The following is a 19,835-nucleotide window of genomic DNA, read 5'->3' on the forward strand; positions in this document are numbered from 1 at the left end:
TACCTTTAAACTATTATCAATTGAATTAAAAATTCCCCTTATCAACGTCCCACCATAATCTGGTACCGCCGTTATCAGGTCCGCCCAATAAGCCAACCGCTTTAACCACTTCTGCACTGTTACCATTTCCGAACTCGGTAGATGGATAAGGCAATCTTCTGATTTGCGTTTGGGTATTAATTGTTCCGTTGCTGAAATTATTCGCTACGGTGAACAATTTCGGGTAACCTGTACGTCTGAATTCAGACCAGGCTTCCTGTCCGTCAGGGAAGATCGCCAACCATTTTTGCGTAATAATTCTTTCCAGCTTTTGCTCATTCGTAGCTGCTGCATCCCACTTCACCGTAATGGTACTTACGGCTGCGGAATTGTTTGCCGGGTTTTTCGGATCAACATAGGCCATTGGTTTGCTTGTTGCATCCGCTAAATAATTTCCAGCACTTACATTCCACTGTTGAAGTGAAGTAGAAATTCCGGTTTCATAATTCGTTTGTGCATCTCCAGCACCTGCCCATCCACGAAGAGCAGCTTCTGCTTTCAAAAACCAAACTTCAGCCGCCGTCATTAAAATTTGAGGTGCTTTTTGTCCGGCAGGCGATTTTAAATTATCACTTGAATTTAAGCTGGAATAATTTCTGTATCCAGGTTTGCCTAAGCCATTAAACGAAGTATTGGCTCCCGCTCTGATGCCTACATACTGACCAGCAAACAGGGGATCTGTTGCAGGTGTAGCATAAATGGGTAAGCGTGGATCATTATAACCCACTAAATACGATTGTAAAGCAGCACCCAAAGCATTATCGCCATCATAAGATACGGTAACTACCCATAAATCGTTATCTCTGGTTCCAGATTGGGCAACCGCAGCATTGTCTGTAACCGTAGATAATAAGCCACCCGCCGCACTTAACGCTTTTTCTCCCTGAATTTTTGCCGTAGCGGCATCAGCTTTCACAATTCGCGTGGCCAAACGTAAACGCAGTGAATTCGCCAGTTTCAGCCATTTTACCGGATCGCCGGAATAAATTAAATCTCCTTTATCATAAAAAGCAGTTTTGTTTGGATTGGCAGAAATAAAAGCCTGTAGGTTATTCGCTGCGGTATCAATTTGCTTAAAAAAGGCATTGTAAACCGTTTTCTGATCTTCATATGGCGTAGATATTAAAGATGATCCTGCCGTCGTATAAGGAATCGGACCGAATTTATCCGTCACCCTACTCATCGCCATCACCTGAACCAAAAGGGCGATACCCCAGGCCTCAGGCGATTTCGTTTTCACCTCGCTCTGGCCAATTTTAGAAATCGGTGCCATTACGAAATTATACTGATCATTAAAGCCGGTACTGTTCCATCCGTTATTAAGCGAATAGTTCATGTTGTTAATACCGCCGTTAAATGGCGTTGGTGCCATCATGTAGCCGCTAAATGCATCAGCACTTAAGTTCTGTGCGATTTGATAGTTGTGAAAAATTTCCTGCTCTATCGGACCAATTGCAGATTTTAAAAGGGCAGTAGTTTGCTCTGGTGAAAGTGCAGTTGGGTTGGTATTAAACTCCTCGAAGTTTTTGGTACATCCAAAATTCAGGGCCATTAAAGATGCCAGCAAAACAGCAGACCATCCTTTAATCCCTTTATCAGCAGATTTTTGATATATCGTTTTCATGTTGTTTTTCAATAGAATTAAAATGTTAAATTTAGATTGAAACCTAAAGTACGGGTGGCAGGCTGATTGAATACATCAATACCCGATAAACCATTTCCTGTCGACATCGTGAGCTCCGGATCAAATGGTGCTTTTTTATAGAAGTACACTAGGTTTCTGCCGGTAACTGAAAACTTCATGCTTTTGAAAGTTTTACCGGTTAACGGGAAAGTATAACCTAAAGCGGCTTCTCTTAAACGTACCACAGTTGCGCTGTAAATGTATTCGCCAGATACGCCTGATCTTCCACCAACAATAGAATAATAACTTTGTGGATTGATGCTTGCAGAAACTGCATTTCCTCTCGTATCAACACCATCAATTTTAACACCGCCTTGATTTCTGGCATTGCCAGTCGCTTCAGATGCGCCGGCTTCGTCCATTAATGCTTCTGTTAACGATAACACCTTTCCGCCGAATTTACCATCAACCAGGAAACTCAAACTGAAATCTTTATAACTGAAACTGTTGTTCCAACCCAATTGGAATTTCGGATTGGCATTGCCAATGTAATTGAAGTCTGCGCTTTTTAATGGTGTGTATGGCGAAGCGCTTGTTCCGTCTCCACCTAAAATGATTCTGTTTTGTGCATCTCTCTGTAAGGTATAGCCATAAATATCACCATAAGAACCACCAACTTTTAACCTGGATATATAAGAATTATTACCGCCGCCCGTTAAGTCTATACTAAAAATTCTGTCTTCAGATGCGATATCAATAATTTTATTGCGGTTTGCAGAACCATTAATCGAGGTGTTCCAGTTGAATCCGTCACCTTTCACCACATCAGCGCCTAAAATGAATTGGATACCTTTGTTTTCTACATTTCCAGCATTTAAGTAACCGGTAGATACCAGTGATGATGGTGGTGCAATTACCGGAATGTATTGGTTTCTGGTGTTGGTTTTGTAATAAGTGAAGCTAAAGTTGATTCGGTTTGCCAGGAAGCGTAAATCTGTTCCAATTTCGAAAGATTTGGTACGTTCTGGCTGCAATTCTCTAAAAGCTGCATTGGTATTAAATAACAATGCACCATCTGCCTTTAAGGTATTTTGAATAAAGGTAAGGTACGGCGGAACCGTATTTCCAACCTCTGCATAGGTACCTCTCACTTTTGCATAGCTGATGGCCTCAGGCAATTTAAACATTTGCGAGACAATGAAAGACAAACCAAAAGATGGATAGAAATAAGAATTGTTTGGGGTGTACGATAAGTTCGAAGACCAATCATTTCTACCGGTAACAGTAAAGAAAGCCCAGTCTTTGTAAGATAAGTTGGCATTACCAAAAACTGCCTGTAACTGATTATGGTTAGGAATAATCGCTGTGGTATTGGTCAACGTATTCCCGGTAAAGGTACCAGGTTGCGCCACGATGGTGTTGGATGGCGTAAAGAAATCAACTGCCGATAAATTTCCTGCAAGAGACAAACCAGAAGTTTTCTGATCGTTAATACTTCCACCAATTAACCCATTCAGTTTAAAATCTGATCCGGTTAATGGCACCGTAATGTTTGCAATCGCATCTACATACTTTTGTACAAAAGTCTGGTTGCTTTGTGAAAAATAACCTGTTCCGGTAGAATTAAAGTTTCCGTTGATTCCAGAGAACCTGTGGTTTTCATAATCATCAGTCGTTCTGTCCATATTTCCCCTTACCTGAACATTTAACCAGCTGGCTACATCATATTTTACGCTTCCGCTTAATAAGAAACGGTTACGGATAGCCGTATTCGGATTTAAATTGGTTAACCACCAAGGGTTTTGATTAATATCTGCCGAACCACCTAACCAGTTCTGGCGGGCAGTACCTGTATTATTAGAAAGCAAATACTGCTCTTTATAAGGATTAATATCTACACCACGAGGAAAAAGATATAAACCCACCAACGGATTTAAATATAAACCTAAAGTAGGACTGTTATTAATTCGCTGATTGATGTAGTTTACACTCGCATCAACCGTTAACTTGTTGTTTAAAAATTTAGCGGTTTCGCGCAGGTTGATGTTGTTTCTGTTTAACTTATTTCCTGGCTGAATACCACTTGCATAAGTGTTCGAATAAGAAAAATAAGTTTGTGCAATTTCCGATCCGCCAGAAAGATTGATCGCGTTTGAAGTATTGATTCCAGTCCGGAAAAAATCACTTAGATTATCTGTAGTGTTATTAATTGCACTTCCCCAGCTATCTCTCGTAGTAGCAGATGCTGGTCCGTAGCTGTTTTGGAACTTCGGTTTGTAAGCGATGTTATCAATATTTACACCGGAAGAGAAACCAATTTCAGTTTTACCTGATTTACCTTGTTTGGTGGTGATTAAAATTACACCATTCTGCGCCTGGCTACCATATAATGCTGCCGCAGATGCACCTTCTAAAACTGTGATGCTTGCAATATCATCAGGATTTAAGTTGGAAATTCCGTCTCCGCCATCCTGACCACCTCCAAATACACTGTTTTGCTGGCCGTTTGCATTACCGTTATTGCTAATCGGAACCCCGTCAATCACGTACAAAGGCTGGTTATTTCCGCTCACTGAACGGCTACCACGTAAAATTACCTTTGCAGAACCACCTACTCCGGAAGCACTCGGACTGATAGTTAAGCCTGCTACTTTTCCGTTAAGCGAGTTCATTAAGTTAGGGCTTTTAACCTTTGATAATTCATCTCCTGATACTTGCTGTGTATTGTATGTTAACGATTTTTCTGACCTTTTAACACCCAATGCCGTTACCACAACGGTTTCCAGGTTTTTAGAATCAGCACCCATCGAAACATCAACAGTACTTTCTGTACCCACCGTTACCTCTTTGTTTTGATAACCAATAAAGGAGAAGACCAAAACATCACCGGCTTTAGCAGAAATGCTATACTGGCCAGAGGCATTCGTTTGTGTTCCGGTTTTTGTACCTTTTATCACAACAGTTACGCCGGGTAGGGTAATGCCCTTTTCATCTTTTACCGTTCCTTTAATCACATCCTGGTAAACCGAATGGAAGGAAACCGCGTGATTAAAATGATTAATTGGTGCAGCCGCATACAAACCTGTTGATGCATAAAGCAATAAACAAGTGAGCTGTAAAGATTTTTTCATATTCATGAAGAATAATTTTGAATAATTATTTGGTTAATTGTTAGTCGCCATACAGAATCCATCTGGATGGTCTATCAGTTAAGAGCATTTATGGAGGATAAATTGCCTACAGAAAAACTGATGATTTTAATATTTATTTCTTCGGGCCTGATAATCATTTACTTAAAATGCGGCTATTGGCATTAAATAAGGTTTAGCAGCTATTTGAGGAATCAGATTTTTCTATTAAACTGGCTGCCGACTAGATTTTTTTTGATTACTTTACGTTTGATTAACTAAACTAATCAATTTGAAAACAGCAAAGCCAGATCTGGTCGTTTTATGGAGTAAGATTTGCCTGGAAAGTGATATGAACGCTTTTGAGCAGCTGTACCGGTTTTTGTATAGCCGGCTGATTAAGTTTTCCATTTATTATGTTGGTGATAAACAAGCTGCTGAAGATCTGGTTACAGAGGTTTTTGTGAAGTGCTGGGAAAATCGTAGCGCAAGTACACACGTTTTAAACCCTGAAAGCTATTTTTTTATCGCAGTTAAAAACCAATCGCTAAAACACCTTAAAAAAAAATCATCAGTTACGTTTATGGATTTAGCAGATGTTGATGAAGATGTTTCGGCAACAGCACAAACGCCGCAGTATATTCTTGAAACAAAAGAACTTCATCAACAACTTCATCTCGCCATTGAAAGTTTGGCACCCCAGGCCAGGGAGGTGTTCAGGTTGATTAAAGAAGGCGGACTGAAATATAAAGAGGTGGCCGAATTGCTTAATATTTCACCCCGAACCGTGCAAACGCAATTATTCAGAGCAATTGCCAAACTTCGGTTAATTTTGAAACCCTTAGCTGAAATGGAATCTGGCGAAACCCCAAGCGGAACAATAATTTCGTTGTTGATGCTCTTGGGCTCCTTATCTTTTTTATCTTACTTGTAGGCAATTTTCAAAAAAACAGGAACCTTTAAATAGAACCACAAATAAAATGACAGATCAGAGATTTACAGAATTACTTGGAAAACAATTGGCCGGAGATATTTCTGCGGATGAATCTATGGAACTGAAATCACTTTTAGAAAATCATGCAGCATTAAATAAAGAATATCAACTGTTGCAAAATTACCTGGAATCTGAAACGGAAGAAGAAGCAAATATCGAGGTGGTTTTCGATCGCATTAAAAGCCAGATTCAGGCTCCTGCTGAAACCCGATTAAAAGTTTTAAAAAGTAAAAGGTTCCTTTGGTTAAGAGTTGCTGCCTTGGTTGCCATCGTATCAGGAGCCGTTTTATTATACTATAGAGAAGCACTTTTTTCAGACGATTCCAGCCATTTAGTCTTAGTGAAAGCGCAGACTAAAGCCGCTGATATTAGAACGATTACACTTGGAGATGGATCTGTTGTCAAAATTAATGCTGCAAGCCTGTTCAGGTATCCGAAAAAGTTTAGTGGCGATAATAGAAATGTTTATCTATCCGGAGAAGCATTTTTCGATGTAAAAAAAGACCCGCAACATCCTTTCATTGTGCATACTGAAAAAATGGACGTGCAAGTGTTGGGGACTGCTTTTAATGTTAAAAACTATCCTGATGATGATTTCGCCGAAACTACTTTAATCCGCGGTAAAGTTGAGATTGCACTTAAAAATGGCGATAAACAACCCTTTACTTTACGGCCAAATGATAAATTCACCTTGGTAGATGGCAAAGGCCTAGTAAGTCAAACTGAAAGTGGCGGTGTAGAAGAAACTGCATGGACGAGCCATGAACTCGTTTTTAAAAATAAAAATTTCGATCAGGTTTCCAGGCTTTTTGAAAGGCATTATGATATCAAGATATATTTTAAAGATCCCGATTTGAAAAAGATGGAGTTTACCGCCCACTTTACGAAAGAAAATATTAATGAAGCGTTAGATGCATTAAAATTCATTGAAAACTTTAATTATTCAATAAAGGGTAAAAATGTCTATATCTTCCGCTAGTACAAAGCATTAGCCACGTATATTTGTGGCCATGGGTTTGCTGCAAAAAGTCGTATTATTTATCGGAATGCTTTTTCCGTTTTATGCAGCTGCGCAAACAAAGGTTACGCTCAACTTTAACAATGCAGATTTTGAGGAGGTGATCACCTCCATATCGCAACAAACCATTTATCACTTCGCTTACAGTGAAGCGCAAATTCCGAAACATCAGGTTTCCGTTAAAGTAGAAAAAGAGGAAGCACTCAAAGTAGTGGATCAACTGCTGCGCAATAGCGGTTATACCTATTCGCTGTTGCCAAATAATTTAATCGTAATCAGAAAAACAGCTGAGGGGAAATTACCAGCAGATAGCGGTCGTGTATTGAAAGAGGTTGTAATTACCGCTCTGGGGATTGAAAAAGATAATGAAAAAGTAGGCTATGCTTTAACAACTATCAAAGGATCATCTATTTCAAAAGCAAGAGAAAGCAATTTAATCATGGCTTTGCAGGGCAGGGTTGCCGGCTTGAATATCACTGGTGTAAATGGCGGACCAGGATCTGCGGCGCGGGTATTGATTCGTGGTGTTTCGAGCATGACTGCCGCCTCACCTTTATTTGTGATCAACGGTGTACCCATCGATAATAGTATCAGGGGAAGTGCCAACGAATATGGTGGTGCCGATTATGGCGACGGCATCAGCAACATCAATCCTGATGATATTGAAACCATCACGATTCTGAAGGGTTCGGCCGCTTCGGCCTTATATGGTGCAAGGGCCGCAAATGGTGTAATCCTGATTAATCTTAAAAGTGGTGGGGAAACTGCCGATCCGAAATTGGAATATAACGCAAATCTGGCTTTTGATGTTCCGGTGAACTCCACCGATTATCAATATTTGTATGGTCAGGGTGCGCAGAATAAACGTCCTTCGGATTTGTATAATGCCATTAACACGGGTTTGCTTAGTTGGGGTGAAATCATGGACGGACAATTAACCATGCAGGTTGATGGTTCCATGCGGCCATATAATCCGGCGAAAAATAACATCCAGACTTTTTATCGAACAGCACCTGCAGTTACCAATACCCTTTCAATTACGGGCGGAAATACCAGCAATAATTACCGGGTTTCAGTTTCTAACTTAGACTATAATTCCATTTTAACCAATGGTGCGCTCAACAGAAAATCAATCAATTTTTACGGAAGTCTGGCACTAACCAAGAAGCTTTCATTAAGCCTGACCGGAAATTATATTGATGAACGGAATAAAAATAAAAGTTATTTAAGCGACGGACCTTTAAATGCCAACTATGGGATTTCAGCTTTAGCTACCAGCCTGGATCAGTCGATTCTCGCCCCTGGTTTTGATTTAGAAACTGGTTTCGAGCGGCGATGGAATGCCGATGAATATAAAACGAACCCTTATTTTTTAATGAATAAGCAAGCCGATTACGCCAACCGAAACCGCTACATTACTTCTGCTGTGATGAGGTATCAACTGGCAAGTTGGATGTCGCTTCAGGGACGGGTTGGCTATGATTTAAGTAAAGATAAGGTGGTGAGTGTTTTACCTACCGGAACGGCATTTTCGATTAACAGGCAAGGTGGTATCAATGCTTACGATCAAAACAAAACTGCTGAATTTAACAGTGATGTTTTACTCAGCGCAAATAAAAAGCTGAGCGATCAATTGAGCCTTGAACTCTCGCTGGGTGCAAATTACCGAGAAAGAAAGGGCAATGGCGAACAGTTGAAAGGCTCGCAATTTATCACACCTTATTTATACGTTCCGGAAAATCTAATCAGCAGTACCAGGATGTTCAATGTTTCCAGGATTGTCACGGAATCGGCCTATTACACCGCAGATTTGAGTTACTTACGTTTTCTCAATTTCTCCGTAACCGGCCGTTATGATATCTATTCTACCTTGCCAGTCAATAACCGTGGAATTTTCGTTCCCGGTGTATCAGGCAGTTTCATCTTTTCAGATCTGCTGAAATGGAAAGGCCTGGATTTCGGTAAACTAAGATTAGATTTTGCCAAAACCAGTGGAGAACCCATCATGCCTTATACCACGCAGATTTATTACAACATTGATCATCATGTAAATGGAACGCCAATAGGCGGCTTTTCCGGCGACCTGCCTAATTACAACCTGAAGCCCTTTACCCTGAATGAAATAGAAGCTGGTCTGGATCTCAAATTTTTTAATAGCCGTTTTAATATTGATTTTACCTATTTTAACCGCCTTACCCATAACGAAATCATCAATGCCAAGCAATCTGTAACCACAGGTTTTACCTCTGCTTATGTTAATCTTGGTGCTACCCGGAACAGGGGAATTGAACTGGCGCTCGGTTATACACCCCTCTTAACAACTAATAGTAAATGGCAGATTAACCTGAACATGACGAAGGTGAAAAATACGTTGCTTTCTATAGATGGGAATAGCAATTATACGCTCACCGGAACATACAGGCCATTAAATGCCAATACGGCACTGGTTGTTGGTAAACCAATTACGCAGATTATGGCTTACGATTACCTTCGCGATTCCAGTGGAAATATTATCATCGGATCAGACGGGATTCCGAAGCGGGGTAATTTTATCCCGATGGGTAGTACCATGCCCACTTTATACGGAGGAATCACCAATAGCATCACTTACAAACAGTTTAATCTGTCATTTTTAATCGACTATCGTTTCGGCAATAAAATTTTATCTGCAACAGCATATTACAGTTATGTACAAGGACTTAATAAAGCAACACTCGTGGGCCGGGAAACCGGTATTATTGCAGATGGGGTAACCGAAAGTGGCCAAAGGAATACGGTAAATGTTCCGGCCTACGCTTACTATCCCGAACTGGCTACGAATGTTTCGGCATTATCAGTACTCAATGGCAGTTTCATAAAACTCCGTCAGGCCACGTTGGGTTATGCTTTTACGAATCAATTTCTCAAAAATACTCCTTTTAGCAGTGTCAACATAGATTTGGTTGCACGAAATATATTCACCTTGCTTAAATACAGTGATAATGTTGATCCTGAATCACAGTTTTCGCCAACACTTGGTTATGCAGGAATAGAGGGGGCGTCACTACCCGCCACCCGGACTTTTGGAATCAATTTTAACTTTAAATTCAGATAAACCATGAATTGGAAAAGGATAGGTGCAATAGGAATTTCATTTCTCGTTTTAATGAATGGTTGTTCAAAGTCGAAACTGGATAAGATTAATACTGACCCAACCAAACTTACCGAAGAGAATTTCGATCCTAACAATTTACTCTCGCAGGCGCAGTTGAAATATGCCAATCTCGGTTATTACCAGCTGTTGTATCAAAGTACGATGATGCAACTGTTTGCTTCTACTTACAATTATTATAACAATGGCGATAAATACATAAATGTCGGCAGTTTTACCGATTATCAGGGTAGGATTTTTGACGAAGGTTATAAAGATGCCTCCTATATCCGGGAGATGCAGCGACTGGCGAAATTGAAAAACCCGGGCGCCAATCAAAATTTAATAGCAATTGGCGATATCATGTTTGTATTGATTTTACAACGAATTACTGATACCTACGGAGATGTACCCTACACGCAAGCGGCAAAAGCGATCGAAGGAATCAAATTTCCGGTTTATGATCGGCAGGAAGCTATTTATAACCAGATGCTGAATGATCTCGAAACTGCAACAGCCCAGCTTGATTCGAATAAACCCGGACCCACTGCCGATCTTTTTTACAAAGGCGATATCAATAAATGGAGAAAGTTTGGTTATTCTTTAATGCTCCGTATTGCCATGAGATTAACAAAAGTAAATCCGGAAAAGGCGAAAGTCTGGGCTGAAAAGGCAGCGGGTAAAACCTTTGCTAACATTAGTGATAATGCAATTTTAATTACTGATGCTTCTTCTTTTGAGAGCCAGAATGGAAGTTCACTTGCACTCAGAACTTATTCAGATTATCTCGAAGTGCGATGGAGCAAAACATTGATTGATCAGCTCCGCAAGACGAATGACCCCAGGCTCGGCGTAATAGGAGAAGTGCCTAATGATGGACTGGCAAAAAGCGCAGATCAAAACCTCACCGGAAATACAGAGGCAAGTGTTCAGCTGGGGCTTCCGAATGGATATGATTTACAAGGCGGAGCTACGGATATCAGTCAGGCTCCAGATTATCCCGGCGGTACAGGGAGTGGAAGTGATTTTGCTCCGCTTGGAAAATATTCCAGGCCACGCACCAATGTATACCTCAAACTCGGCGGACCAATTTTTATATTAAGCTACGCAGAAACTGAGTTTCTATTGGCAGAAGCTAAAGTAAGGGGATGGAATATTGAAGGAACTGCACCAATTCACTATGCCAATGGACTAGCGGGTGCTATCCAGTCTCTTGCTCAATTAGATCCATTAGCTACAGTAAATGCAACCAGTATTAACCATTTCGTTAGCCAAAATCTGCTTGATGAAAGCAGTGCAGAAGCGTCACTAAATAATATAAATACACAATACTGGATTGCTACGGGCACTAACTTTAATTTTATTGAAGCCTGGTTAAACTGGAAGCGGAGTGATTATCCTAAGCTGGTTCCGGTGAACTATAGAGGAAACGTAACGAATGCTACTATTCCGAGGCGAATGATCTACCTCTCAACAGAGATTCTGAATAATCCACAAAATTACAGAGATGCCGTAAGTAGGATGCCAGGTGGAGATGTACTGACTTCGAGGGTTTGGTGGGATCATTAAAAATCATTCTCGTCTTTTGTCAGGATATAGCTAAAATCAAAAAGCGGCAGTACCATGATACTGCCGCTTTTTGATAAATTTTAACGCTTATTAAAACGAATAAGTCAATCCGCCGAAAATGTTTAAACCGTTTACCTGGTAATACAAAAATCTGTTATACTTACTATTTAAAAGGTTATTGGCCTTTGCAAAAACAGAGAATTTATTATTGATTCTATAATCTGCACCAATACCTAAATCAACGAAACCTTTAACTGTTTCGATACGTTCGATCCCGGTATTCGGTACCAAATATTGCAAAGGATTTACCGGCGTTTGTACGTTTACTTTTGCTTTCACATCATCCTGAATTACTACAGCAGCGTTGAAACTTAATTTTTTATTGTAAGTATAAAGGAAGTTCGAACTAACCTTTAGTCCTGGCTTAAACCATGAGTAAGTTTCCTGAGCAGGTTTCCAATCGTCAACATTTAACTTTCCAGTCCATTTTAAAGCATCACTTACCTGTACCGAAAGCTCCCCTTCAATACCCGTTAACTTGGTTTTGCCGAAATCGTAGATCACGTCAAATTTGTTCAGGTTATCAAAGTTGTTAATGAACAACGGCATGTCATCAAATTGTTTAACATATACTCTTGCTTTATAACCAAAGCCGGGGCCACCAGTTCCTTTAATCCCTGCACTGAAACTCAATTTTTCAACCGTGTTTTTAATCAGGATATTACTATTTAACCATGGGTTTTCTTCTGTAAAACCTCTTAAAGAGTTTCTGTTCACATCACCTTTTACTTCCCCAAAAACTTGTAAATAATCCGGAATTAAAGTGAAATCAGCTGTAACAGCAGGGAAGATCCTTGTGCTGCTGAAAGCACCAAACTCCTGAACGAAGTTTACCCCAGCGGTTACTTTTGCCCCCTTAACCTGCAAGCGGATGTATGGATTTAAACGAAGTAAGTTGTTACCAACACTGGTCAAAGCATCTTTAGTATTTCCAAATTCTGTAGACGCAGCCAAACCTAAGTTAAAAGAACTGATTCTTTTGTTTAGATAACCGTTTAAGGTTAAATAGTTTTCTTTTGCTTCAAATTTATCCGACCAGATATAACCATTGGCTTTCAGCGCATAACTTAAAGCATCCGGATCTTCAGTAAAGTTTTTTACCAACTCACCCTCCAGTTCTACAAATGTTAATGCCTGTTTCTGAGGGTCTGTATTAAAGGTTGGTCTGTCGGTATCAATTCCGTAAAAATTTGTTCCATGACGCTGAACATTAATGCGACCACTTACGGTGTGCTGATCTAAAATGCTGCGACCGAAAACACTCAATTGCTGGTCACTGCTGTTTTGTTTGTTTAGTTTCCCTTCCTGACTAAAGTGTTTGAAATAACCACCAAACTGCAAACCTTCATCTTTTCCATTATTAAAATAAGCTTCGCCAAAAATGGTACCCAGGTTACCTATGCCACCTTTAACATAATTATTAATTAAGATACTTTCTTTTTCATCCGCTACAGCTTGTGCCTGTAATTTTTGGATATCGCTGTTAATTTCCAGCTTTCTGTCAGTAATGCTGTAATTCAGTTTTGCTTTGTAGATTTTTACGTCATCCAGGTTCGGACTCCTTCTTAGTTTTACTGCTTCTGCCAAGATAGGCTTGTACGGACGAACCACTTCAATCTCTTCATTAACCACTGCTTTTTCCTCTGTCTTTTTTTCCTGCGCCTGCACAGTCATTAATCCGGCAGCTATAAAAAACAGTGAACTATATATATATTTAATTGACTTCATCATCTTACTTCTTCTGGTTTAGTTTTTCTAGTTTCTCTTTGGCTGTTGGGATGATATCATCCTTGCCTTCGTAATTATCAATGATACTTAAAAGCGTACTTTTTGCCTGCAAGTTATCTTTCAATGCAACATAATTATCTGATAACAGGATAAATGCTTTCGCTACCCAATAATCATAAGATGCCATGTTGTTAACCAGGTCGAAACAGGTTTTCGAAGATGTTTTGTAATCGCCTTTGTTATATTCTACCAGCGCAAGATTGTATTTTGCCTCTGCTGCAGCAATGGTTTTGGTTTTAGCCACTACATTTTTAAATTCTTTTACTGCAGCGGTGGTATCACCTTTCAGTAAATAAGCTTTACCAGAGAATAAACCAGAACTATTTTTTTCTTCTTCTGAAGCTTTTTCCGATTCTTTCGTCAGCTGTGCATATTTAATCATGTCATCTGGCATGTTCAGGGCGGTGTAAGCCTTTAACAGGTTGTTGATGGCGAAACCATAGTGAGATTTGTAATCAGTAGTGGTTTCTAAACGTTTTAAATAAACAATGGCTTCGTTATATTTTTTCTGATTCAGGAACAACTGGGAAATGCTCACGAGCGAACGTTCGGTATAATCGCTCGTCCAGTCGTTCAAAATAAATTCATAATCTGCAATGGCCTCATCCGGACGATTCAATTTTACTAAAGATTCTGCCCTGATGAATTTGGCTTCCTTAGTATGAATGGCTTTTGGGAATTTATCAAAGTAGGCGTTTACGGCTTGAAAAGCACCATTGGCATCGCCCTTTAAGTAAAGGTTGTTTGCTGCGGCAAAAATGATGTTGTCTTGCTCCGTGTTAGAATAATTTCCAAGTGGAGTGGTGTTTGCATAGTTGATGAATCCATTTGCATCGCCACGGTCTACATAAATATTTTTGATGGATTCCATTGCCTGTTTGGATTCATCTACGGCAGGATATTCTGTCACTACCTTTTTAAAGGATTCTAAAGCCGCATCATCCTGATCCTGGTTATATTGAACCAAACCAATCGTTACCAAAGCTTTTGGTACGTAGCTGCTTCGTGGGTATTTGGCTACTAAAGCCACTAAATCAGATTTAGATTTATCAAAATCACCTTTGTTAAAATAGGTATAAGCCGTTTCAAAACCCGCATCATCAGCATAGTTCGAATTTGGAAACTGTGATAACAAACTTTGCATGGTGGCAATTTTTGCATCGTATTGCGTTTCCAATCCCTGGATCATTCCTTTCTGGAAGGTTGCATAATCTTCTGAAGAAGTATGTCTGCTGATGATTTTATTGTAATTGCTCATCGCCTGACCGTAGCTCTTATTCACAAAGTATGAATCGGCTAAACGGATGGTGGCATCGTCAATTGTTTTCTGGTCCTTATCATTTCCGGCTAAAAACTTCTCGAAATAATTAGCGGCTTTGCTGTACTTTTCATCTTCAAAAGCAGCATAGGCTAAGGCATAATTTGCGAAATTATAAACACCTGTTTTGTCTGCACCAGGCAGTTTAAGGAATTTCTCAAAAGTAGATACTGCTTCACCGAATTTACGTAACTCATACATCGATTCAGCTTTCCAATAGGTGTTTAATGCATAGATCTCGTTATCTTCAGGATATTTATCTGAACGTAAAAACATGGATAATGCATTAGGAAATGCCCGCTCGTTATAAAATTCCAAACCCCGGAAATAAGTCACCTTCTGATAGGCTTCTCTGGCTTCTAAAGTTTTATCCGGAATAGGCTCCAAGATATCTACTGCGGCCTGATAGTTTTTAGTGGTTAATAAAACTTCGCCTAATAAGGTTTTGGCTTCATTTATTTTACGTGATTTAGGAAAAGCCTTTAAAAAACCTTGTGTGGCCTCCAAAGCCTGTTGATGGAAATCCAGTTCGTAACTCAGCTTGGCATAGCTTAACCAGGCTTCTTCCTGAATGCCTTTATCAAAATCTAAACGTGAAGCCCTGAAAAAAGCGCTTTGTGCTTTTTGTTTATTACCGAGCTGGATAAATGCTTTACCCAAGGTATGCATTCCGTTTTGAAGGTAAACATCGTCCGAATTTAATTTCTCGAGTACCGCTACAGATTCTTTATATTTTTTATTTTGCAACAGGGAATAACCATACTGATAAATAAAAAGATTGTTTTTGGTGTCGTTTTTGTCTTTCGCATAAAATTCAGCGAAATATTTTTCAGCATTTTTAAAGTCTGATTTTGCGAAATAAGAAGCGGCAACCAGGCTCAGCATTTCCGGTTCGAACTGTTGCTTCGTTTTTTGAATCGATTCTAGCGCATAGCTGATCACATCATCATAGCGTTCATCCAAATAATACATCGAAGTGATGTAATAAGGATAACTCGCTTCATAAGTTGGAGAGCCCTTTAACTTTTCGAAGTTGGCCAATGCCGTTTTGTATTCCTTGTTCAGGTAATTGATGTAGGCGAAATAATAGGTGGCACTTTCCTGGAAATCGCCTTCTTCTTTTTTCACCTGCTCAAACAAAGGTTCGGCCTTATCATATTGTTTTAATTCGAAATAAGAATAACCCTGCTTAAACTGGTATTCGTTTCTCTGCTTGGCAGAAAGCGTTGAGGGATCAGTTTTTTCAAACCATTCTAAAGCTTTTTGATAGTTTTTTTGTCCGAAATAAGTTTTACCCACGTAAAAGTAGGCCAGTTTGGTATTTGGATTGAGTGGATAATCGCGTATAAATGCCTGAAACAAGCTTTCTGCATCGCTATTCGTTAATTCAAGTGCACAAACTGCAGCATAAAATTTTGCATTCTCTTTTAACAGGGATAATTCGGCATTACTCTCTGTCTGGGTAGAGGGTTTATAAAGATGCTGTTCTACCAGCTTAAACTGTTGTGCCGCAGCAGTGTATTTTTCTTTATCTAATAATTCTAAGCCGGTTTGATAGTTTTTATTGAGGTTTTGGACGGCACTAACCTGTGCATACGAGCTAAAACTTCCTGCCAAAAGTAGCGGAATTAATAAGTATTTTTTTTTCATTATGCTATATCTTTTTCATGAGATGATGCCGTTATAATCCATAATTGCAGGAGATTAAGGCTTAAAGGTTCCATCGGTTTCAAATAGGGTTGGTACTAAATTAAAAATAGTATTGCTGTTTATCAACATAAGTAATTAACATCTGTTAATAACACACTTTAACGAAAGGTTTTTTAGTTTGGTATCAGGGTAGATCTGATTGTTGAAAAAGGAGATTTATTTCGGCCAGGAGTTCAATGGTCATTCGTCATTGGTACAGTTGTTTATTTGTGTCGCCGCATCCGCCATTAGAGTAAAGAAGCTGAAGATTAATTATCTCTGTCAGGTCCGGAAACATGCTTTCAATTCCTGAATATTTTTTACAACCCACTACTAATACTAATGCCGGCCACTAGACTTTGGACTCAAAACTCCAAACTTAACCCTGGCTTGCCAGTAAATAAAGCACTGCCATCCTTACCGCCACACCATTTTCTACCTGTTCCAGGATGATGGATTGTTTGCTATCGGCTACATCACTGGTAATTTCTACGCCTCGGTTAATCGGGCCAGGGTGCATGACGATAATTTCTTTATCAAGGTTATCCAGAATCTGTTTGTTTAGACCGTACATCATCGCATATTCCCGTAATGACGGGAAATATTTAATGTCCTGACGCTCGAGTTGAATGCGGAGCATATTGGCTACATCACACCAGTTTAGCGCTTTGATCAGGTTATGTTCTACCTTTACGCCCAGTTGATGAATGTGTTTTGGTATCAATGTTGTCGGTCCGCATACCATCACTTCTGCACCTAAACGCTGCAGGCAAAGGATATTAGAGATGGCTACCCTGGAGTGGAGAATATCACCAACAATGACGACCTTTTTTCCGGAAACATCACCTAATTTCTGACGGATAGAGAAAGCATCAAGCAAAGCCTGTGTTGGATGTTCGTGTGCCCCATCTCCGGCATTTACGATCTGCGCTTTAACGTGTTTACTCAAAAACTGACCTGCACCGGCATAAGGGTGACGCATCACTACCATATCCACTTTCATCGATAAGATGTTATTTACGGTGTCAATCAGTGTTTCGCCTTTACTTACAGAGGAGGAAGAGGCTGCAAAATTAACCACATCAGCCGAAAGTCTCTTTTCAGCAAGTTCAAATGAAAGTTTTGTTCGGGTAGAGTTTTCGAAAAAGATATTGGCAATGGTAATGTCACGAAGTGAAGGAACCTTTTTGATTGGTCTGTTAATTACTTCCTTAAAATTATCTGCAGTTTCGAAAATCAATTCGATATCATTCCGGTTAATATCTTTAATGCCTAAAAGATGTCGGGTTGATAGTTTGTCTGCTGCCATTTTCTATAGTATTGTTTTTTATCTGTTTATTATAATGTTATTAACTGTCAGATAGCGCTCTATGCCAAAATACCCTCCGTAAAGCGTTTGTGCTTATTTTGGCAAGGGTGGTTCAGATAATAAAATCACTTTGTCTTCTGCTCCTTCGCTTGCCCAGGTAACCTTCACCTGTTGTGAATTTAAGCTATCTACCACATGGCCCGTATAATCTGGTTCGATGGGTAAATGCCTGCTAAATCTGCGGTCTATTAACACCAGCAGTTCTACTTTTTCCGGACGGCCATATGCCAGCAAGGCATCAAGTGCTGCCCTGATGGTTCGGCCAGTCCATAATACATCATCAATCAGTACAACTTTTTTTCCTTCGATAATAAAGTCGATGGAATTGCTGCTTGCTGTTACCAAACCATCCTTTCTGCGGAAATCATCTCTGAAAAAGGTAATGTCGAGATTGCCCTTAAGGATTTTTTTATTTTTTAAAATGAGTTGCAGTTCCTGGTGAATCCGGTCAGCCAAAAAGATTCCTCTTGGCTGAATGCCAATTAGAACGGTATTTGCGAAATCGTCGTGATTTTCAATTAACTGATGGCAAAGCCGCTTAATTGTAATCTGAATTTTTTGTCCGTCAAAGATTGTTTTCTTTTGCATTGGAGAAGGATTGGGCAAATATAGAAAAATGTTTTAAGGTAGAAAAGTTAGATGCTTATTGTTTTGTAGTTTGTATGCTAAATTCTTCTGTAGCAACATTTAAAATTTAATTTTTTGTTTTCGGTCGGTGTGACACCGGACCGATAAATAAGTTAAATCATGTGCTGTAAAATGACATAAGGTTATGCCTGACTTTGGCCCGCAGATCAAAGTGATTTCGCAGATTTTTACTATTCGCTTCTGTGGAAGTCCTCTAAATCTGCGGAATAATTGTTTAAGCAATAGCGATTATTTCTTAGTTCGTTAATAAATACTGAATTAAATAAGTTAAATCTTGCGCTGTAAAAGGTTATGCCTGGCTTTGCCCGCAGATCAAAGTGATTTCTCAGGTTTTGCTGCTCGCTTCTGCGGAAGTCCTCTAAATCTACGGGATAATTATTTAAGCAATAGCGATTATTTCTTAGTTCGTTATAATAAATATTGAATTAAATAAGCTAACTCGTGCGCTGTAAAATGGACATAAGGTTATGTCTGGCTTTGGCCCGCAGATCAAAGTGATTTCGCAGATTTTTACTATTCGCTTCTGCGGAAGTCCTCTAAATCTACGGGATAATTATTTGGGCAATAGCGATTATCTTAATCAATAAACTTCTGCCTTTCGTCCTACCTTTTTATTGATTTGCGTTACACCAATAGAAATTTTAACGGACTATAATGGCCAAGCTTGAAACTATAAATAAATTTGATTCTTTGTTTCGTTCGTCTGGACAAGGACCGATAGATTAATGCTTACTGTTCTGTATCTCGGTCCTTGTTTTTAGGTGACCATAACCAAAGACTTAAGATTAAAAACGGAATAAAGATGCTTAGCCAAATCACGATGAAAATTCCACGTTGTTTCACAATATCTGCTTCATCGGTAATAAAAACATTCACGGTTTCTTTTAAAAGAAATAAGGTGAGGATGGTGCAAGCAACTGCAAAAACTTTTCTCATGGTTATAATTTGATGCAAAGATTGTATTTATTTTCAATACCAATTGCCATAAAATAAAAAAGTCAGCCGGATTATGCCGAACTGACCTTAAAAGAAAAAATAGTATTTAATCTGCAGTTTTAACGGGTACCAGATTTTTAAGTTCTTCTTCAGTAAAAAGGCGATAATGGATTTTGAAAGTTTTTTGCAAAGGTGTTTCCAATGAAAATCCGCCAACGCCGAAACCATCCAAAACATCCAGTGTAAAGTGCGAAAATTTCCAATATTCAAAAAGATCTCTGTCCACCCAGAATTCACAACTTTCTACTTCTCCAAGGCAAACATCTCTCATGCGTAGATAATAGCTACCTTTTTCGAAGCATTGGGGTTGTGTGCCTTCGCAGCATCCTCCGGCTTGATAGAACATGAGCTCCCCATGTTTTTCTTTAAGAATTGCAATCAGCTCTTTAGCTTTCCCTGTACTGTCTATTCGCGCTATCATAATAGTGTATAGATGGTTTTATGTCGGTTCATATTTTGATAGTT

At 39.4% G+C, this 19,835-nt stretch carries 12 protein-coding genes; 4 read left to right on the forward strand and 8 right to left on the reverse strand.

Features of this window, described 5'->3' with window-relative positions; all coding sequences use genetic code 11:
• Positions 1 to 25 precede the first annotated feature (25 nt).
• Positions 26 to 1,663 carry a SusD/RagB family nutrient-binding outer membrane lipoprotein gene (locus OQ267_RS07080; RefSeq protein WP_265835377.1) on the reverse strand — a complete coding sequence of 546 codons (1,638 nt, stop codon included), beginning with the start codon at positions 1,661 to 1,663 and terminating at the stop codon, positions 26 to 28.
• Between the two features lie 17 nt (positions 1,664 to 1,680).
• On the reverse strand, positions 1,681 to 4,800 hold the full coding sequence (locus OQ267_RS07085) for a SusC/RagA family TonB-linked outer membrane protein (RefSeq protein ID WP_265835379.1): 3,120 nt from the start codon (positions 4,798 to 4,800) through the stop codon (positions 1,681 to 1,683).
• Positions 4,801 to 5,083: 283 nt separating this feature from the next.
• Between OQ267_RS07085 and OQ267_RS07090 the strand changes: the two genes are divergently transcribed.
• The 4 genes from OQ267_RS07090 to OQ267_RS07105 are packed head-to-tail and all read left to right on the forward strand — an operon-like array spanning position 5,084 to position 11,502.
• Entirely contained in the window at positions 5,084 to 5,725 is a 642-nt protein-coding gene (locus tag OQ267_RS07090) for an RNA polymerase sigma-70 factor (protein WP_265835380.1), read from the forward strand.
• A 46-nt stretch (positions 5,726 to 5,771) separates the two neighbouring features.
• The gene (locus tag OQ267_RS07095) at positions 5,772 to 6,764 is read left to right on the forward strand and encodes a FecR domain-containing protein (protein ID WP_265835381.1); all 993 of its coding nucleotides are present in this window, start codon (positions 5,772 to 5,774) and stop codon (positions 6,762 to 6,764) included.
• Between the two features lie 31 nt (positions 6,765 to 6,795).
• The gene (locus tag OQ267_RS07100) at positions 6,796 to 9,897 is read left to right on the forward strand and encodes a SusC/RagA family TonB-linked outer membrane protein (RefSeq protein WP_265835382.1); all 3,102 of its coding nucleotides are present in this window, start codon (positions 6,796 to 6,798) and stop codon (positions 9,895 to 9,897) included.
• A gap of 3 nt (positions 9,898 to 9,900) precedes the next feature.
• Positions 9,901 to 11,502, forward strand: a complete 1,602-nt coding sequence (locus OQ267_RS07105; RefSeq protein ID WP_265835383.1) for a SusD/RagB family nutrient-binding outer membrane lipoprotein — start codon at positions 9,901 to 9,903, stop codon at positions 11,500 to 11,502.
• Between the two features lie 90 nt (positions 11,503 to 11,592).
• Here OQ267_RS07105 and OQ267_RS07110 read toward each other — a convergent pair whose 3' ends face one another.
• The 6 genes from OQ267_RS07110 to OQ267_RS07135 form a co-directional block, all read right to left on the reverse strand.
• Positions 11,593 to 13,293, reverse strand: coding sequence for a TonB-dependent receptor (locus tag OQ267_RS07110; RefSeq protein ID WP_253248993.1), 1,701 nt, complete (start codon positions 13,291 to 13,293; stop codon positions 11,593 to 11,595).
• Position 13,294: 1 nt separating this feature from the next.
• Positions 13,295 to 16,318, reverse strand: coding sequence for a tetratricopeptide repeat protein (locus OQ267_RS07115; RefSeq protein WP_265816954.1), 3,024 nt, complete (start codon positions 16,316 to 16,318; stop codon positions 13,295 to 13,297).
• A 418-nt stretch (positions 16,319 to 16,736) separates the two neighbouring features.
• The gene (locus tag OQ267_RS07120; protein WP_010600217.1) at positions 16,737 to 17,666 is read right to left on the reverse strand and encodes an aspartate carbamoyltransferase catalytic subunit; all 930 of its coding nucleotides are present in this window, start codon (positions 17,664 to 17,666) and stop codon (positions 16,737 to 16,739) included.
• Between the two features lie 93 nt (positions 17,667 to 17,759).
• Positions 17,760 to 18,314 carry a bifunctional pyr operon transcriptional regulator/uracil phosphoribosyltransferase PyrR gene (gene pyrR, locus OQ267_RS07125; RefSeq protein ID WP_088300974.1) on the reverse strand — a complete coding sequence of 185 codons (555 nt, stop codon included), beginning with the start codon at positions 18,312 to 18,314 and terminating at the stop codon, positions 17,760 to 17,762.
• A gap of 789 nt (positions 18,315 to 19,103) precedes the next feature.
• Positions 19,104 to 19,310 carry a hypothetical protein gene (locus tag OQ267_RS07130; RefSeq protein WP_265835384.1) on the reverse strand — a complete coding sequence of 69 codons (207 nt, stop codon included), beginning with the start codon at positions 19,308 to 19,310 and terminating at the stop codon, positions 19,104 to 19,106.
• Between the two features lie 106 nt (positions 19,311 to 19,416).
• On the reverse strand, positions 19,417 to 19,791 hold the full coding sequence (locus OQ267_RS07135) for a DUF779 domain-containing protein (protein WP_265835385.1): 375 nt from the start codon (positions 19,789 to 19,791) through the stop codon (positions 19,417 to 19,419).
• Positions 19,792 to 19,835: the final 44 nt, after the last annotated feature.

The organism is Pedobacter sp. MR22-3, from assembly GCF_026240075.1.
In the GTDB taxonomy this organism is placed as follows: domain Bacteria; phylum Bacteroidota; class Bacteroidia; order Sphingobacteriales; family Sphingobacteriaceae; genus Pedobacter.